Annotated in this window: 17 protein-coding genes; 10 read left to right on the forward strand and 7 right to left on the reverse strand. The window is 58.1% G+C overall.

Going from position 1 to position 17,376, the window contains the following annotated elements; all coding sequences use genetic code 11:
• Positions 1–43: 43 nt before the first annotated feature.
• Positions 44–1,228, reverse strand: coding sequence for an IS256-like element IS3503 family transposase (locus tag ADM64_RS08285; protein ID WP_049193114.1), 1,185 nt, complete (start codon positions 1,226–1,228; stop codon positions 44–46).
• Between the two features lie 190 nt (positions 1,229–1,418).
• Positions 1,419–1,676, reverse strand: a complete 258-nt coding sequence (locus ADM64_RS08290; RefSeq protein ID WP_016421438.1) for a tyrosine-type recombinase/integrase — start codon at positions 1,674–1,676, stop codon at positions 1,419–1,421.
• A gap of 329 nt (positions 1,677–2,005) precedes the next feature.
• Here ADM64_RS08290 and ADM64_RS08295 point away from each other — a divergent pair, with 329 nt between their 5' ends.
• Both ADM64_RS08295 and ADM64_RS11145 read left to right on the forward strand, forming a co-directional pair.
• Positions 2,006–2,578, forward strand: coding sequence for a TetR/AcrR family transcriptional regulator (locus ADM64_RS08295; protein WP_016421437.1), 573 nt, complete (start codon positions 2,006–2,008; stop codon positions 2,576–2,578).
• Positions 2,578–2,940 (forward strand): DoxX family protein, encoded by a 363-nt coding sequence (locus ADM64_RS11145; RefSeq protein ID WP_016421436.1) that lies wholly within the window; start codon positions 2,578–2,580, stop codon positions 2,938–2,940. The genes ADM64_RS08295 and ADM64_RS11145 overlap by 1 nt, the downstream gene beginning before the upstream one ends.
• 812 nt (positions 2,941–3,752) lie before the next feature.
• Here ADM64_RS11145 and ADM64_RS08305 read toward each other — a convergent pair.
• The gene (locus ADM64_RS08305) at positions 3,753–5,255 is read right to left on the reverse strand and encodes a hypothetical protein (protein WP_016421435.1); all 1,503 of its coding nucleotides are present in this window, start codon (positions 5,253–5,255) and stop codon (positions 3,753–3,755) included.
• A gap of 567 nt (positions 5,256–5,822) precedes the next feature.
• Here ADM64_RS08305 and ADM64_RS08310 point away from each other — a divergent pair.
• Together ADM64_RS08310 and ADM64_RS08315 are read left to right on the forward strand one after the other, a co-directional pair.
• A complete protein-coding gene (locus ADM64_RS08310) occupies positions 5,823–6,197 on the forward strand; it encodes a hypothetical protein (RefSeq protein WP_016421434.1) in 375 nt (124 codons plus the stop codon).
• Between the two features lie 138 nt (positions 6,198–6,335).
• Positions 6,336–7,178 carry a PaaI family thioesterase gene (locus ADM64_RS08315; RefSeq protein WP_016421433.1) on the forward strand — a complete coding sequence of 281 codons (843 nt, stop codon included), beginning with the start codon at positions 6,336–6,338 and terminating at the stop codon, positions 7,176–7,178.
• 9 nt (positions 7,179–7,187) lie between these two features.
• Here the strand turns inward: ADM64_RS08315 and ADM64_RS08320 are convergent, their stop codons facing one another.
• The 3 genes from ADM64_RS08320 to ADM64_RS08330 all read right to left on the reverse strand — a co-directional run bounded on the left by ADM64_RS08320 (position 7,188) and on the right by ADM64_RS08330 (position 9,263).
• Complete coding sequence (locus ADM64_RS08320) at positions 7,188–7,961, reverse strand: alpha/beta fold hydrolase (RefSeq protein ID WP_049193836.1); 774 nt, start codon at positions 7,959–7,961, stop codon at positions 7,188–7,190.
• On the reverse strand, positions 7,951–8,670 hold the full coding sequence (locus tag ADM64_RS08325; protein ID WP_049193838.1) for an esterase/lipase family protein: 720 nt from the start codon (positions 8,668–8,670) through the stop codon (positions 7,951–7,953). Before ADM64_RS08325 ends, ADM64_RS08320 begins: the two co-directional genes overlap by 11 nt.
• 170 nt (positions 8,671–8,840) lie before the next feature.
• Complete coding sequence (locus ADM64_RS08330; protein WP_049172147.1) at positions 8,841–9,263, reverse strand: HIT family protein; 423 nt, start codon at positions 9,261–9,263, stop codon at positions 8,841–8,843.
• Positions 9,264–9,343: 80 nt separating this feature from the next.
• Here ADM64_RS08330 and purD point away from each other — a divergent pair, with 80 nt between their 5' ends.
• From purD to ADM64_RS11010, 3 genes are all read left to right on the forward strand, one after another.
• Positions 9,344–10,618, forward strand: a complete 1,275-nt coding sequence (gene purD, locus ADM64_RS08335; RefSeq protein ID WP_049172166.1) for a phosphoribosylamine--glycine ligase — start codon at positions 9,344–9,346, stop codon at positions 10,616–10,618.
• Positions 10,619–10,857: 239 nt separating this feature from the next.
• Complete coding sequence (locus tag ADM64_RS08340) at positions 10,858–11,985, forward strand: aminotransferase class I/II-fold pyridoxal phosphate-dependent enzyme (protein ID WP_049172167.1); 1,128 nt, start codon at positions 10,858–10,860, stop codon at positions 11,983–11,985.
• Between the two features lie 816 nt (positions 11,986–12,801).
• Positions 12,802–12,957 (forward strand): hypothetical protein, encoded by a 156-nt coding sequence (locus tag ADM64_RS11010; protein ID WP_162837147.1) that lies wholly within the window; start codon positions 12,802–12,804, stop codon positions 12,955–12,957.
• Positions 12,958–13,023: 66 nt separating this feature from the next.
• Here ADM64_RS11010 and trpB read toward each other — a convergent pair whose 3' ends face one another.
• Positions 13,024–14,349: a tryptophan synthase subunit beta gene (trpB, locus tag ADM64_RS08345; protein WP_065428897.1), complete on the reverse strand. Its 1,326-nt coding sequence runs from the start codon at positions 14,347–14,349 to the stop codon at positions 13,024–13,026.
• A gap of 422 nt (positions 14,350–14,771) precedes the next feature.
• On the opposite strand from trpB, the gene ADM64_RS08350 reads away from it, so the two are divergent.
• The 3 genes from ADM64_RS08350 to ADM64_RS10825 form a co-directional block, all read left to right on the forward strand.
• Complete coding sequence (locus ADM64_RS08350; RefSeq protein WP_049193840.1) at positions 14,772–16,202, forward strand: TrkH family potassium uptake protein; 1,431 nt, start codon at positions 14,772–14,774, stop codon at positions 16,200–16,202.
• On the forward strand, positions 16,195–16,896 hold the full coding sequence (locus ADM64_RS08355) for a potassium channel family protein (RefSeq protein ID WP_049172150.1): 702 nt from the start codon (positions 16,195–16,197) through the stop codon (positions 16,894–16,896). Before ADM64_RS08350 ends, ADM64_RS08355 begins: the two co-directional genes overlap by 8 nt.
• Before the next feature lie 166 nt (positions 16,897–17,062).
• Positions 17,063–17,376, forward strand: a 314-nt coding sequence (locus ADM64_RS10825; protein WP_241486319.1) for a helix-turn-helix domain-containing protein, incomplete at its 3' end; no start/stop codon positions are given.

Below are 17,376 nucleotides of genomic sequence, written 5' to 3' on the forward strand. Positions count from 1 at the left end.
GGGTTAAGTAAAGAAAAGTGTGTCTTTTCCGGGCGTGTTGCGGTTATTTGATCCAGCCTTTTTGGATGCCGAGGTTGTGTTGGTAGCTGGTGTCGATGGCGGTGTCGTATTCTGCTGGTGCACCGATGTCATTGGTAGTGGCTGTGGTGTTGTGGGTGATCAGGTCTGTTGCTGTGGAAAGTGCGTCTTGACCCCATCGTTGGTCCCTGGCGATCTTGACCGGATCGTCAGGGACTTCTGTATGTAGATACAGCCACCAATCCATCACTGTGCGTTGATGCGGTAGTGATAGTCCGCGGTGTCTGCGGGCTAGTTCTTTTATGGGGGCGTTGATGCCACCTTCGAGGCTGTTTGTTGTTGCTGCAAGGTTGTCGGGGTCGATGGTTGTTGGTGGGGGTTGCAGGTAGGTAAACAGCAGGTCTCTGCGGTGCAGAGATAGCAATGATTGATAGGCCGCTCGGACGCGTTGGTGGGTGTAGACCTTGGTGTAGGCGCCGGTAACGGGGTCTTTGATGGTGGTTTTCTCGTTCATCCATTCCCGGTAGGTGTGGTCGAATTCGTGCAGGTGGGCGACCCATGTGGATGCTTGGTCAAGGTCGGTGATGCGAGTGAGTTTCAGGGCTAGGCGGTAGAGGGTTTTGCCGGCATCGGTGCGGGGGTTGCTGGTGGTGTGGCGGCAGACTGTTCGTTGGGCGTGGACGAGGCAGCGTTGGATGCGTGTTGTTGGCCAGCAGTGGTGGATGGCTGATTGGGCACCTTGTCCGCCGTCTGTGACTGCGATTAGTGGTGCGGCAATGGGGCGTAGGAGTTCGGTGTAGGCGGCGGTGGTTTCGTGTCTGGCCCAGGTCCAGTTGATGACGTGGGTTTTACTGGCTGCGATCAGGAGGCATCCGGACTTTAGATAGGTCGCGTCGAGGAAGATTTGGTCATGGATGCGGAATGAGTCGATGGTGGGTGTGGGGATGATCCACCAGCACCATCGGAATCGGTGGTGCATGGTTTGCCTGGTTACGCCATGGTGTGCGGCGAAGGTGGTTAGAGATTGGGTGCCGGTGGCCCATTGGATGAACAAAGCCATGGTGGCGGTGTTTTTGTTGTGGGTTTGGGTGTTGCGGGTAAAGGAGTGTCCGCAGTGGGTGCAGCGCCAACGGGTGGTTGATTTGCTGGTGGTGCCGTTTTTCTTTGTGTTGTTGCCGCATAGTGGGCAGCTGGGGCGGTTGGTGGTCATCCTTTAATCCAACCGGTGTGCGGTTAGCACAAATGTGGCCGGAGGTGCGGGATGGTGTGGGTAATAGCTTTCGGGGAGCTATTCTTTGGTGATTTGTGGTGTGTGGTCTGGGGTTATGGTGGCATGCGGACACACTTTTCTTTACTTAACCCGCCAAGAGGGCGCAGGGGCGGCGGCAGGAGGGCAGCGACTAGCCGCCGAAAATTGCCAGCGCGTCGGCAGCGAACGCTTCAATGATTGCGGAGTTGTCAACATCTCCCGCGCGGTTGATGTAGGCGGCCTCCGTAGTCGAGGCGGAGGCATGGCCCAGTTGCAAGGTGGCCAGCGCCGCGTTGCCCGTTGCAGCCATGGCGGTCGCTACCGTGTGACGGAGGTCGTGATAGGAAATCACCGCAGGCAGCAGCTCCCGGTCGGCCTGCGCCACATCGTCGCCGGCGAGGTGCGGCAAGCCTGCCCATGTTAGAGCCCGGCCAGAGTTTTGCCAGGGTGGGGGTATGTGCCGGATGGGTCGTCACGCATAGGCAGTACCCGCGTCGTCGGTGCCCCTGTCGTGCGTTGGCCGTGGAACAAGCTCGTAGGCTTATCGGCCAAGCGCTCGGCAATCCTTGAGTCTATTGGCCCGAGAAGCTGGTCTGGCAAAAACATGTAGGTGTGTGACGATCAGCTATAACTTTCCTCCTTGTAAGCAGGAAACCCGCTCGCCTCTCATGACAGCAATGTACTTGGATAACCACATCGCTACTTGACCGTAGATTGATGTAGCGATACGATTTGAACATGTTCAGTGAACAAGTTCAATCAAGTCGTGCTACTCAAAAGGAGGCGACGCGCAATAAAGTCTTGGATACCGCCTATGCCCTTTTTGTGTCAGTCGGGTACGCGGATACAAATGTGCGTGCCATCGCGCAGAAAGCTAACGTCAGCGTTGGAACCGTTATGAACGTCGGGAGCAAGCAGTCGCTGTTGATTCAGACCATCGGACATCGAATCACCGTCATGCACGATGAGCTCCGTGGACAATCAGACAACCTTCTCGACGTTCTCGCTCCTTTCCTGAAAATGTTTACTGGGCAGGAAGAATTATCGAAAGCGTATGGCGCTGCCCTAATCACACAGGGAGACAACGGAGAGATTCTCAACGAGCTTCGAACTCTCTTGGTAGATGAAATCGTGTTGCGCCTAGGCAATATGCTCCCTAAAGATGACGCTAAAGAGTTCGCGACAATCCTTTACAACATTTATCTTGGGTTGCTTCTTGGCTGGGCTGCCGGTGCATACGACACCGACGAACTATCCATTCACGCGAACAGTTCCATCTCCCGTCTTAAAATCGCGTACGGAGTAAAATAATGATTCTCGAATCTTCGCCTGCTTGGCCCTCCATCATTCTTGCAGCCATTTTGTTCGGAGACGCGGTACTCTCGCTCAAACCCGTAGCATTCATCGAGGCCTGCCTCAGAGGAGTACGACTTCCTACAGAGTGGTGGTGGGCTCTTATCGTTATCAAGTGCCTAGCAGCAAGTGGACTCATTATTGGGCTCTGGATACCAGGCATTGGAATAGCGACGATGGTTGGAGTCATTGCCTACTTCTGCACCGCAGCAATCGCACATATCCGAGCCAAGTTTCTAGGTAGCGAGTTTTGGGTCAATTGCTTAGGGATGCTCGCTATTTCACTAGGCGCTCTCATTGCGACACTATTGATAGCCTGAAACGACCAATTTACCAATTGTGTTCGCCCATTGAGGGGCGCCGTTGCCCGCGCCGGGCGGCTTGCCGCGGGTGCCTGGGACCCGCTAGCCGCCTACCGCCTCGCCGGCCTGTCGAAGGGTATGAGCGTCTGCCTCGGTGCAGAAGGCATGACAAAGCCCTAGCTGATGGGTCGGGGTTGTGGGATTTGCAGAGTGGCGGGCTGCTGCGGGACTGGTAGATAGGCGTCCAGCTCTTCGACGGGTATCTGCGGTACTGCATCCGAGATACCAGTGGCGAGCGCTGCGCGACTGGGCCCGCGCCGGGATGTCACACCCGACGACGTGGGGTGGCAGGAGCAGTAACCGGAATTGAGGGGTTGGGGGCAATCCCAGTCCATTTTTATGCGTGGGGGGTAGGGGTGCGACGGGCAGGGGTTGCTGGGGCAAGGGGTGTGTGGCCCCTAGTCGACACCGTGTAGCCACCGCCGGTTAAGTCTTGTACTCAGGCTGTGGCGTATGTCCAGCTGCGGGTCTACTTCGGAAAACTCCGCACTTCCCCAAAGACTTTCCTCAAAAACTAGTAGGGGAGGTGTCCCTGTGTGGCGCGAGAAACGGCTTTGACAGGCATAAATGGCATTATAGGTCAAACCTTTACAGGGTACCCTAACGGTAGGTTACGGGTTCGAGTCCCGTTTCCGGCTCCAAAACTCCAGGTCAGGAAGTTTTCCGGCCTGGGGTTCTTTGGTTTAAAGGGGAAAATGTAGGGGTTAAGTAGCGTGAGGGGTGAAATCGTCTAACAGAACGTCCGCATCCCCTCTGTCCCGTAAGTCGGCTTAGAAGCTGGAAGAACCGCCTGAACCGGAAAACCCTGAGCTAAACCCGCTGTTGACGCCACCGCTACTGGAAGAGCTGTCGCGGGCAGTGGTGGCATCGCTATCCCAGGTGCTCACGACATAGAAGGGCACGTAGCCGTGGTAGCCAGAGCCAGCGAAGAAATCAGAGTCGTAGATGCGCGTGCGCTCGGGGCGCTCGTCGGCCTCATTGCGCTTCTGCAGCTGGGACTGCACGTGCTCCGACAAGAGCGCGGAGCGATCCAAGAGTTCTAGGTAGCGCTCCATGAACTGCGGATGGTGTGGTTCCTTGGATAATTCAGTGGCGGCATCTTCCAACTCCTTCGCGTGGCGCTCAAGCGCCGAGTCGATGCTTGCGGCCAAGTAGCCTGCCTGTGCCAGATCCTTCTCCAGCTCGTAGAGTTCATAGCGGCGAGCATCCGCATCAGCGTTCTCAATGCGGTGCAGCTTTTCAATATTGGCCTCAGCGGTTTCCACGCGCTCGCACAGTTGGCGCGCGTTGGCGATGAGCTCGGAGTGTGAGCGGAATTGCTCATCTGGCGCATCCGCCGGAATCGACATGAGGAAACCAACCTGGCTATCGATTGCTAGGAAGTCATCGCGCAAACCCTCCCAGTCCTGGCGCAGGCGCTCATCCACCAGCCCTGATTGGAGCGAGTGCGCTCGAATATCAATCTCCCTTAGCCGTTGCGCCACATCGGTGTAGGTCTGCGACACGTAGTCCCAGTCCTCGCGTGCCTGCTGTGTCTTCTTCTGCCGGCTGCGGCGTACACCGCCGGCGAGGCCGACACCAGCGCCGCCAACGCTCAGGCCCGCCACCCCGAGGCCAACGGCCGCCGCCATCCGGTCCTCTTTTGCGCCCTCGTACTGAGTATCCGCAGCACGGTCTACGTCGATTGCAGCCGCTGCGCCAGCAAAGAGGCCAGCAGGAATGTTGTCATCCCGCACGCCCGGCTTAATTGCTTCGATGGACTGTTTCAGATGGCTGTCATTCTTGCGTAGCTTCATTTGAGCAGCCACGTCCTCACCCGCGAAGACGAAGGCTTGGCGCGGATCAAGGCCCACGCCGACGAAGACCTGGCCATCAGCAAACTTATCCTTGCCGATGAGCTCCTGGTGGTTATCGCGCAGGTACTCCTCTACGGAGTCATTAACGTTTTCCTTGTTCTCGGCAAAGACCATGTAGTGCAGCCCTTGGACCACGTCAGGGGCGGCGATCCGGGAGACATCGCGAAGCATGCGCTGTTCTTCCTCCGGGGTGAGCACATCGTCTGAGTCCATGATGTCAGCCTGCACCTCACGCTGCGCGGGCTGCATGACGTAGTCAGAGCGCTCGGGCGAATCAAAGACCGCCAAGCAGGTGCCCGCACCGACACCTCCGAGAAGCAGGCCGCCCACTGCTGCTGCGCCGATGATGGCACCGATGGAGGTCACTTTGGGGCCGCGGTTGGATGCAAAAGGTTTAATATCGCGAGAGTCGGTCACGGTGATTCTCCTATTCGCGAGCGATCGGCCCCGCCAATTTTATCCGGTTTAAGGAGGTCGGGCGGGGAACAAAGGGTGCGTTTGAAGACTGATTAAAGGGCAAATGCCTGTCGGGGGCTGGGGCGGGGGAATTTTCTTTCACTTATGCGCACGTTGTCGGAAGTCCCGGTCAACATATGGATGAGCTATTCACTTATGGCCACGCTGCTGCGTATCGATAGGTGAATATTGCATCGATAGGACAGCGCAACGCCGCCAGCAGGACAGCGCAACACCGACAGCAGGACAGCGCAACGCCGACAGCCGGAAAATCACAGGCCACGGAGCTTTCACATCTGCAACTCTAGCCCCACGCTTCACAGGGGTTACATGCGCATGTAAAGTGGACTTTGTTCTTAAGTCATAAGCGTCGATAGGGCTGGTCTCGGGGAAGGGCCTGCGCTATGGGCGCTTTTGGCATTTTTCTGCAAAACCTTCCAGAAAACCCCACAAGCTGGGGTGATTTCTCCGAGAAAAATATTCTACGATAGAGCCATGTCAGAGGTGCTCTTTGTCAGTAGTTCAAACATGGGACTCTCACGCGTACTAGAAGGGCTGCTGCGGCAAGCTGCCCCAGGCCTGACAGTGTTGTCAGCAGGTATCAGCATCGATGATGATGACCGCGGTCTGGATGAAGACGCGCGGCGTGCGCTCTGTGAGGTGGGGGCACGGTGCGATGGCGATCCTCATCAACTCACGCCGTCTCTCGCAGACAGTGCGGATGTGGTCATTGTTGTGGGGAAAATCGACGTTTCGGACTACATCGCGCCAGATGTAGAGACTGAGCGCTGGGAATATGATGACCCAGCTGACCGCGGGATTTATGGTTATTCCCGCTACGCGGAATTGCGGGATTTCTTCACTCTGCGCGTCAATACGCTGGCGGAACGGTTTGCTGCCTAAATAGTCGCTGAAATAGTCGCTGTCTTAATAAAAGGTGGGGCGCGGGAACCGTCGTAAAGCATGTGCTGAAGCTGACACACTTTTGTTTTCTGACAATAATGCCCGCGTTCGCCCGGTCAACACCTAATGTAAGTAGTTATGTCTATTGGTCCATCGCTGCGACGCACCCTGTACAAACTTGCTGAGAAAGAGATGTCCCCGGCTAAGGCAAAGTTCTTGCTGAACATTTGGCCGCCGCTGTTTGGCACCGGCATCCGTATCACTGAGATTGCGGATGACTGGTCTGAGGGGCGATTGGAGCTGCGCCTAAACGCTCTGACTGCGAATATGCATGGCGCGGCATTTGGCGGTGCACTGTTTTCGATGACGGATGTGCTGTTTGGCACGCTGGTTATGCAGCGTCTGGATGTCAAGAAGTACGAGGCGTGGACGCGAACTGGGTCGTTTGAATTTATCCGGCCGGGTAAGAATGGTGCGTACCTTGAGGTAGAGGTGCCGGATGAGATGGTCGAAAAGCTTAAGGCCGAAACTGAAGGTGGCTATTCGACGGTCGTTCCATACACCTCTGTAATCCGAAACCGCGATGGCTCCCTGGTCGGTATTGGTCAGCAGGAGCTCTACGTGCGCCGTCGTGGTCGTAAGAAGCCGCCGGCCAATCCGAACCAGCAGGATTGTGTTGCCGGTGAGAACCTCATCTCTGCTGCTCGCACTCTTGCACGGCTGGGGATGCGCGGGGTGGAAAACCGTGATGTGCTCGTCCAGCAGGAACGCACCGCACGACGCTGCATTTCACCAGAGTCGCGTGCAGTCGCATGGCTCCACGGGGTCCTCGAGTACGGCGATGTCACTGTCGACGACTACCGCGCCGCAGGGCTTCCCGACGTCGTCATCGAGGCCCTCACCTCCGATAACCCCTCGCCAGCCGCGCAGCAGCTGCTTGCGGATGTCGTCACCGCGCGCGAGTCGCTGACCAAGTTCTAGGTCGAAGCTCTACGCCAATAGCCGAGTGATCAGTTCGATCACTTCGGGGTCTGTTTGCTGCTTCCAATGCGCAACAGACCTGCCCTCCAGCTCGGTTTCGAGCAAAACAGCTCGACTGTCCGGCAGGAAGCTCTGCGCGGTATCGGACCATGGAATGACCAGGCGGTCATGGTGGCTGATGACATTAATCCAGTCAGGTGTAGCTGCCTTGCGTCCTCGGAGGTGTGGGGCAGTGTTGGCGGCAGGAAGCTCATATTGTCCTGCCGCTACCGCAATTTGATCGGCTAAAGCCTGTCCCATTAGCCAGCGGGCAGGAGCCCCCTTCCACCAGCCCAAAATGCGGGAGCTTCCAGTCAGATTTACACCGCCGACAGAGCCCGACACACTGATGACACGTCGAAACGAAAAACGCTCGCATTCATGGTTTGCAAGACGCGTAAACAGCAGGAAAGCCAGTAGCCCACCCTGCGAGTGAGCCACAATATCGACCGTGTCCGAGTTCGTTTCAGTGCAGACTCCGTTGATATAGGAGTCGACTTCGGCCACAGAATCTACAAGGGCAGCAGTGCCACGGTCTCCGTAGGCCGGTACATAGACTCGGCGGCCGAGGGAGCGGAGCCCGTCGGCAAGCGGTGCCCACGCGCCGGGACTATCGAGCGTGCCATGAAGTGCGATAACCGGAACGGGGTCTCTGAGGTCCCCCGACGCTGGACTCGGATTTGGCAGGGACGGATGTGCGGCTGTCGGTGGGAAAATCCGCGTTAGGAGCGGTCTATTCCGCATGCTCGATTGGGTCAAAATCCTCGCCTACCAGCTTGAATAGTGCCTCGCGAGTAAGCGCGCGGGGGCGCCAATCGTGCGCCATTTGCTCGTGCAAAACGATGGCTTGAGGGAACGTGTCCTGCACATAGAGATTGGTGACCATGCCTGTGTCACCATCATCCAAGAAACAGGACTGTGGAGGGGAAATGAGCTGGTCATACTTGGTGGCAATGCAGGTGTAAGTAACACCGGGACCGAGGATATCGTGGGAATTGGAGTTCAAAACCATCTTTGAACCCGTGAGCTGTTCCAAACCGGAAACGCCCCAGTAACTCTGAACGAAGTTGCTCATCAGCGACTTTGTGCCGGGGATCTTAGTGATACTGGAAGCGATGCCGCCCAGATTGGTGCCGTGATTGGGCGCGGCAAGGCAGACAACATGCTTGATGTACTTGGAAATGCGCAGAGAAAGCAGGGTGGCAATTAAGCCGCCTTGCGAGTGCCCCACGATAACGGCGTGCTTTGCGTCAGTGGCGTGCAGGACAGCCTTGATGTAAGGCACGAGCATGTCGATGGACTGATTGATGGGGTCTGTTGCACGGTGTCCAAAATCTGGCGCGAAGACAGCCCAGCCATCCTCCCGTAACTGACCGCCGAGGGTCTCCCAAATGCCCTTGACCTGGCCTGTTCCATGCAGGAGGATGACCGGCCACGGCCGGGAGTTGGACACTTTGGCTCCCCAGTTATCTTCGAAAACACCGCGCAGCGGACGGAAGATGGCATAGGGGAGCGATGCTGATCCTTCAGCTGCAGCCGGTTGTTGCGCCTCCGGTTCCTGCGCTTCAGGGGCAGGGACTACCGGAAGTTGTTCTTCCCGAAAATCCTCGTTTGAAGCGGCGATTAGCGCACCAACTTTCCGTCTTCGTCAGTCCCGAGGGCCTTCCGTAGCTTGGCGGCGGCCTCATCCATGGACTCTGCGGAAGGATTGCGATCTACCGACTGTAGGTTGTACCCGGACATATCGTGGGCAGGGAAGATATGAATGTGCGTGTGCGGAACCTCGAAGCCGGCGATGAGGTAGCCAGCACGCGGAGCGTCAAAAGCGGAGACAACAGCCTGACCAACCTTCTGGGCAACCTCATTGAGGTGGGCCCATAGCTCAGGCGAGGCGTCCGTCCACTTGTCCACCTCTTCAACAGGGACGACCAGCGTATGACCAGGCGCAATTGGCTCGATGGTCAAAAATGCGACGACCTTGTCATCGCGGTAGACAAAACGACCGGGGAGTTCACCGTTGATGATTTTGGTAAATACTGTGCTCATGTGCCAAGGGTAACCCGAATAGCGGATTGAGGGGTTGGGTGCGATGAGAGTTATCCGGGCTGATTAGTAAGATGATTGCTATGCGCATCCTCGTAATTGGCTCCGGTGCCCGTGAGCACGCCCTGTTGTACGCAATGAGTAAGGACCCGCAGGCTACTGATCTTCACGTAGCCCCTGGTAATGCGGGTATGAGTGAAATTGCAACCATGCATCCACTGGTCGTGGATGACCCCGCTGGCGCTGTTGCGCTGGCCAAGGAAATTGGGGCCGATTTGGTTGTTATTGGCCCTGAGGTTCCGCTGGTCGCGGGTGTGGCAGACGCGCTGCGCGACGCTGGTTTCGCAGTCTTCGGACCGAACGCTGACGCAGCTCGGATTGAGGGGTCCAAGGCTTTCGCTAAGGACGTCATGAAGGCAGCTGGGGTAAAGACCGCCTCGGCAGAGGCCATCCAGCCGGAGGCCTCCGACGAAGACATCGAGGCCGCCATTGACCGCTTTGGCCCGAACTGGGTCGTGAAGGATGACGGTCTGGCTGCTGGCAAGGGAGTCGTGGTCACTAAGGACCGCGCTGAAGCTCTCGAACACGCAAAGGCTGTTCTGGCCGCCGGTAACCCGGTGCTGCTGGAGTCCTTCCTGGACGGCCCGGAAGTTTCCCTGTTCTGCCTGGTCGACGGCGAAATCGTCGTCCCGCTGTTGCCGGCTCAGGACCACAAGCGCGTCGGTAATAACGACGAGGGGCCGAACACCGGTGGCATGGGTGCTTACAGCCCGCTGTCCTGGCTGCCGGAAGGCGCAACTGAGCGCATTGTCACCGAGGTCTGCGAGCCGGTCGCTCGTGAGATGGCCGCTCGCGGTTGCCCGTTCCAGGGTCTGCTGTACGCAGGTCTGGCCTGGGGCGAGGACGGCCCGGCTGTCATTGAGTTCAACTGCCGTTTCGGTGACCCGGAGACCCAGGCCGTGCTGGCGCTGCTGGAGTCCCCGGTGGCGCAGCTGCTCAACGCCGCTGCTACCGGAACATTGGCGGACTTCGGTCCGCTGTCTTGGCGTGATGGTTACGCTCTGACTGTTGTGCTGGCCGCTGAAGGCTACCCGGTGTCGACGCGCACGGGTGATGTCATTGAAGGTGCAGAGCCTGGCCGTGAGGCAGATGGCATTCTCCACGCAGGTACTGCCCGCAATGCTGCGGGTGAGCTGGTCTCCGCTGGTGGCCGTGTGCTCAACGTCATCGGCGTTGGTGACACGCTGGAAGAGGCCCGCGACAAGGCGTACGAGACCATCAAGACCATTAAGCTCGAGGGCTCGCACTACCGCACCGACATTGCACTACCTGCAGTTGAGGGCCGTATTTCCATCTAAATAATGCTTGAGGTGGTCCGGCTGCACTCGGATGCCTCACTGGTGCACCCACCCGGGATGAACTGGATTTCCCGGGTGGCCTCGGCGGCTGCAAAGATGAAGGTATGCACGCCGAATCTCCGCAGTCGCCAAAGTCGTCGCAGTCACCGCAGCCGTTAAACTCCTCGCAGTCACCGCAGGCATCCCAGCCCCAGCGCGACCTAGCATCCCGCCGTTGTGAGGTCGCACCCTTCCATGTGATGGATGTTCTCGCGCTCGCACAGGAGCGTCAGCGCACTCACGGTGACGCTCTATTCCTCTGCGTGGGACAGCCCGCGACCGCGGCCCCGGCTGCCGCGATTGCCCGTGCGCGTGCTGATTTAGAAAATCAGGTTCTGGGCTACACAGCGGCCGTCGGCACGCCTGAGCTGCGTGCAACCATCGCCGCCTGGCATCGTGAAAACTACGGCACGGCCACGGAAGCCGCTGATGTTGTCATCACTACCGGTTCTTCCGGCGGTTTCGTAGCGCTCTTCCTCGCAGCCCTCGATGTTGGCGACGACATCGTGCTCGCGCGCCCGGGCTATCCCGCATACCGCAATACGCTGCAGGCGCTCGGCGCCAACATTGTCGAGATTGACTGTGGTCCTGAGACTCGTTTCCAACTCACCGCCCAACACCTGGAGGCACTTCCGCGCGTGCCCAAGGCCGTGATTGTCACCAGCCCGGACAACCCCACTGGCACCATTATCGATGCCGACGAGCTGCGTGCCATTGCGAAGTGGTGTGAGCAGCACGATTGCCTGCTCATTTCCGACGAGATTTATCACGGCATTACTTATGGCCGACAGTGTGCGTCTGCACGCGAGTTCTCCGACGCGGCGGTCGTGGTCGGCAGTGTCAGTAAGTACTTCTCGATGACCGGCTGGCGCGTTGGCTGGCTAATCGTTCCCAAGTGGCTGCGTGCGCCGCTTGATCGCCTCGAAGCCAACCTCACTGTCTGTCCACCGGCAATTTCGCAGGCAGCGGCGGTGGAAGCGTTCAGCCCCGAGTCCATTGCCGAGCTCAATTCGCACGTGACGCGTTACGCACGCAACCGCGACGTTTTGCTCGAGGGGCTGCCCCGCGTCGGTCTCGGTAATATCGCCCCACCCGACGGCGGTTTCTATATCTACGCCAATATCGCAGGGCTTTACGACGACCCGAACTCCGTCGACTCCATGACTTGGGCTCGGGAACTGTTGGCCGCAACGGGCGTGGCCGTTGCCCCTGGAATCGACTTCGACACAGAGAACGGCCATCAGTGGGTTCGCCTCTGCTTCGCCGGTGAGACGTCCGAGATGGAAGAGGCTGTTCGGCGTATTGGGGTGTTCACTGATCGTCGTTAAAACGGCTTTTAGTGGCGCTCGCGGTGTGATTTACCTCACCCTTTTAGGGGTGTTTTTCAGTCGGGCGAGATAGGGTGCTCGACGGGCGAATCGCTGCTTTAAACCCTCTACCGACGGTCGCTGGTAGAGCCGATGTTGGGGGCATTCCTGGAAGGGGCCGTTGGGGCTCTGTTTTCTTGATCGCCGGTTTGCTGTAAAGGCGGAAAAACTGCCTCAGATTGAGGGTTCTGTGGCTGCGGTCACATCAAGTGAGGCTGGGGTTGGGTCGATAGTGGGGTGGGGTGGCCTTCGCGGCAGCATCTTTGACAGCCGGCAGCTCTGTCGGTGGTCTATTTCCGCTGGCAGGGGCCCCTTTTTCTTTAATTGTCGATGGGGTTGACCTCTGAGGAACTGGCGGCTATCCCTGCGTGGGGTGACGATTGAGCGCGGTGTGTAACCCACATTCAATGTTGGCTGCAAGCGCTTTTAGTGGGGATAGTTTATGTCTGACCAAAAGAGACTTCCGCGCCCTGTTTTTGGTTGTGTAAAAGCGTGATTTTTGAAGCCGTTATCAACGGCAGTAAAGCGAGGTATGGGGCGGCGTCGAGGGGCGCTGTTTGTGGCTCAGTGCCTGAGCTAAAAAGCGTCCAAAAGTTAACAAAAGGTTAACTAAAAATAAAGTTTAGCGCTTGCCAGGTCTTGTGTTGTCGTCTACGGTTGCAAGTCATAAGTTCCAAACGATTCGATGAAACGACGTTTCAACTGCGGAATCGCAAAGAATCGGTTGGAGAAGTCCAACAATAAAGATCAAAGAGATCTTAAGAGAGGTGACCTCTGATGAACGCATTCAACGAGATTATGGATACTGTGTCCCCGATTTTCCAGGACGGCAAGGAATCCAAGCAGGATGCGCTGGCATCGCTGCTTGCCGAAGCCATCGTGGAGGCGAACCCGAAGCAGGGCATCGCCGCCGACGATCGCCGTGCTGCCTAACAAGAATTAGCTTTGGTCCGATTCCTGCTAGGCAGCTAGTGGGGAAGCAATCCCTACTGGTTATTCCTACTGGTTCAGGAACTCCCGGACCTGCTCCATATCCTTATCACCGCGACCCGACAGGTTCACGAGCAACAGCAAAGGCTCATCGCCTTCGTGAACCGGCAGCCCGAGCTCGCTAACAGCGGCAGGGTCGGTTTCACGGAGTCGCGCAATCTTAATGGCCTGCGCCAGCGCATGCGAGGATTCCATCGCCGGAATAATGCCCTCCATGCGGCTGAGCAGCTGGAACGCTTCCAGCGCCTCCTCGTCGGTAATTCCGACATAGCTGGCGCGGCCATTCTCCTTCAGCATGCCGTGCTCCGGGCCAACAGACGGGTAATCCAAGCCCGCCGAGATGGAGTGCGATGGCAACACCTCGCCGTCGTCGGAAAGCATGACAAATGAGCGCATGCCGTGAAGGACACCAGTCTTGCCCGCATTGATGGGCGCGCCGTGACGGTCGGTGTCGAGACCCTCACCTGCGGGTTCGACGCCAATGAGGGCGACATCGGAGTCGTCGATGTAGTTAGCAAATGCGCCGATGGCGTTGGAGCCGCCACCGACGGCTGCGATGACAGCGTCGGGAAGCTTGCCGTAACGCTCGGCCATCTGACTGCGTGACTCCTCCGAGATGACCTGCTGGAATTCACGCACGATAGTGGGGAATGGGTGCGGTCCGGCGGCTGTGCCCAGCAGGTAGAAAGTGGAGTCGAGAGTCTTGCTCCACTCGACCAGTGCCTCGTCAATAGCATCCTTCAAACCGGCCTCGCCGGTGGTGACGGGAACGACCTTCGCGCCCATGAGCTCCATGCGCTCGACATTGGGGTGCTGGCGGGCGACATCGTGCGCGCCCATGTAAATCTCGCACTCAAGTCCCAGCAGCGCTGCGGCCATCGCGGTGGCCGTGCCGTGCTGGCCTGCGCCCGTCTCAGCAATGAGACGGGTTTTTCCCATGCGCTTTGCCAGCAGCGCCTGGCCGACCACGTTGTTGCCCTTGTGCGCGCCGCCGTGGTTCAAGTCCTCGCGCTTGAGCACAATCGTCGTGTTCGGCGTGGATAGACGTCGGCATTCGAACAGCGGGGTTGCGCGGCCGAGGAAATCGCGACGCAGTTCTTCCAGCTCGTGCTGGAACTCCGGATCGCTCATCGCCTCGATGTAAGCCGCTTCCAGCTCATCGAGTGCTGGCAGCAGGAACTCCGGCACTTCCTGTCCACCGAAGCGACCGAAAAATGCAGGCAAGAGGGTTTCGCGCACCTCGCCCGCGCCGTTAACGCTTGCCGACGGCACCCTGGTTGCAGTCGGTGCTGAAGCCTTGGCGATGGCATCCGCGCTGGGGTTGTAATCAGTCATTGAAGAGAGCCTTTCGTTGCTGTTGTTTATTTCAGCGGGCCCTGGTTCTCTTCGTCGAACCGATAAAAGAAAAGAGCCCGCCAGATTTATCTTCTTGCGAGCTCGTACTTGACGGGTTTGCCGTCGACATTAATGAGATGACGTGACGTTGCTCGCGGACTTAAGCGAGCCACCACCACTGTGCGCCGCACGGCGCGGGTGTGTTCATCAGGGGTGTCATCATGAACCCGACCATAACTCAAGGTTTCCGCAGTAGCCAAAGCGGGGTGGGGTGTGGGGGCGGGGATGGGGCGCGAAATGTGTACGGGATATCGCACCGGTGTCTGGGGTCGTAAAGCAGCTCCCCGCTAAGTCCCGGCATATGCAGAGGCGGAATATCAGCATTCCCCTCGACATCGCTGGCCACGAGGACTAACGTTCCGATGGTGATTACGCTGTCGCGGCAGGCCACTAAAACACGTCGGGGAGTTCGTCCCACGACGTTGGTGGTGTGGTGTTATGTCGCCTTGATAACCGCTGGCACGGTTTTGCTAATGCTGCCGATTTCGGCGGCCAATAGCCATCCCACGGGGCAGTGCGCCCCGAGCCCTGGGGATATGTGTTTGCCCACGGCGCTGTCTGATGCGCTGTTCACAGCCACCTCGGCAACAAGCCTGACCGGCCTGATCACCGTAGATACGGCCACCCATTGGTCAACCTTCGGCAAGGTCGTCATCATGTTGTTGATTCAGCTGGGTGGTCTCGGGTTCATGACCTTGGCTTCACTTTTCGGCCTCTTCGTAGCAGGAAGGCTCGGCCTGAACCGCCGTGCCGGTGCCCGCGTTGAAGGCCGCGGTATGGATATGGGCGAGATTTCGTGGGTTGTCCGTGCTGCCGTTAGCTTCACTCTGTTGGTGGAGTTTGTGGTGGCAGTGGCACTTACGCTGCGGTTCCACTCCGGATACGGGTATGGCTGGGGAAAGGCTGCATGGGAAGGCTTGTTCCATGCCATCTCAAGCTTCAACAACGCCGGTTTCGCTCTGTATACCGACAATGTCATCGGGTTCTATAGCGATGCCTGGGTGCTTTTGCCACTGGCCTTCGCCCTCATCGTGGGTGGTCTGGGTTTTCCTGTTTTGCTCGAGGCCTGGCGGCACGGCAAAGCGTGGCTTAGTGTCTGCACTCGAGGACAGCTGCCTAAACGCTGGTCGCTGACTACTCGCTTCACCATTAAAGGCACGATTCTGCTGATTGCTTTGGGTACGCTCATGGTGGCTTTTGGGGAGTGGTCCAATGCCATGTCTGGATTCACCGCGGGGGAGAAGATACTCAACTCATTCTTCGCTGGTGTGAGCCCGCGTACCGCGGGGTTCAACGCGCTCGATTACGCGGAGTTCCATCCATCGACACTGCTGGGCACTGACTTCCTCATGTTCATTGGTGGTGGCACCGGCGGTACTGCAGGTGGCGTGAAAATCACGACGTCGGCAGTCATTCTCGCCGCTGTTCTCGCGGAGATTCGCGGTGACACCTCCGTGTCCGTGGCTAGGCGGCGCCTCAACCCAAAGGTGCTGCGCCAGGCTCTCGTTGTCCTTGCCTTCGGTATCGGCCAGGTATTCCTGGCAGTAATCGCCGTCAGTTTCCTAGCACCACAGTTTTCTACTGACCAAATTCTTTTTGAAGTAATCAGTGCTTTCGCCACGGTAGGCCTTTCCACAGGTATTACCGCCGACCTGCCGGTGGCAGCACAGGCAATCTTCATCGTGCTGATGTTCACCGGACGTGTTGGCCCAATCGCCTTGGCGACGGCCTTGGCCGCCCGCCCACGCCAGCGCGTCTACGAATATCCAGAAGAAAGGCCCTTCATTGGCTAACTCGAAATTCAACCCGTTTGCTGGTTTTGCAGATCATTTCTCCAACCAAGCCAGCTCTTCGCCTGTTGTCATCCTCGGTATGGGGCGTTTCGGACAGGCACTCGGCGAGGAGCTGGTCGCTGGCGGTATCGAGGTTCTCTGCGTAGACCATCGCGAAAAGGTGGTTCAGGAGCTGTCCTCGACCTTCGACCACGTGGTCACCGCCGACACCACCATGCCGGAGGTACTGAAGCAGCTCGGTGTCGATGAAGCCGAACGTGTTGTTATCGCCATCGGCAGTGACATTGAGGCTTCATTGCTGACCGCGTCTGCGCTGGTGGATATGGGGGTGCCCATGATTTGGGCAAAGGCCGATAACCAGGCCCACGCCAAAATCCTGGGCCAGATTGGTGTGCACCACGTCATTCGCCCGGAGGCCGACACCGGTCGTCGTATTGCGCACCTCATCGGCGGCAAGGTCCAGGACTTCCTGGAGTTCGACCGCGATTACGCAGTAGGCAAGGTCGCGCCGCCAATCCACTGCCTGGATAAGACGGTGGCGGAGATTAACCAGAGCGCACCGATTACGGTTGTCGCCGTACAAAAGCGCGGTCAGCGATTCCGCCCTGCGCTTGCCGACGACCGCATTTCCGCAGGTGATCTCCTGATTGTCTCCGGCGCTATTCGGCAGTTGGAGACATTCGCCGGAGAGTAACAGGAAGCGACGGAGTCCGTGCACGCGGGGCTCCGTCGCGATGGAAATCAACGACCAACAGTGTGGAAAGGCGGGGTCCACGCCCAGCTCAACGGGCTGCAAATGTGAAACTGTGCGAGTTTATGACGCTTTCAGGCCATTTTTGGGCGGTAGGTTCAGGCGGTGAATGCATCACCACTTTCGACCAGGAGAAGTAGTGAAGCAAACCCGCCGAACGAAATACAGTGCCATCAAACCGATTGCGCTTCAACACATCGCCAACGGGGCATCAGCAAGCGCAGTTGGACGTGAGTTAGGGATACCCTCACCAACTGTCAGGCGGTGGGCGCGACAAGCCGGAATTGAGATCCAGCACCAATCGCACTACCCGAAGGTCTCGATGATGCATAAGCATCGCGTGATCTACGAGATGCTTATGGCCGGCTCATATAGTGTTGCCGAGATTGCCGCGCAGGCTGGGGTGTGCACAACCACGGTGTA

This window comes from Corynebacterium sp. 401_CJEI (assembly GCF_001076435.1).
Taxonomy (GTDB): domain Bacteria; phylum Actinomycetota; class Actinomycetes; order Mycobacteriales; family Mycobacteriaceae; genus Corynebacterium; species Corynebacterium jeikeium_D.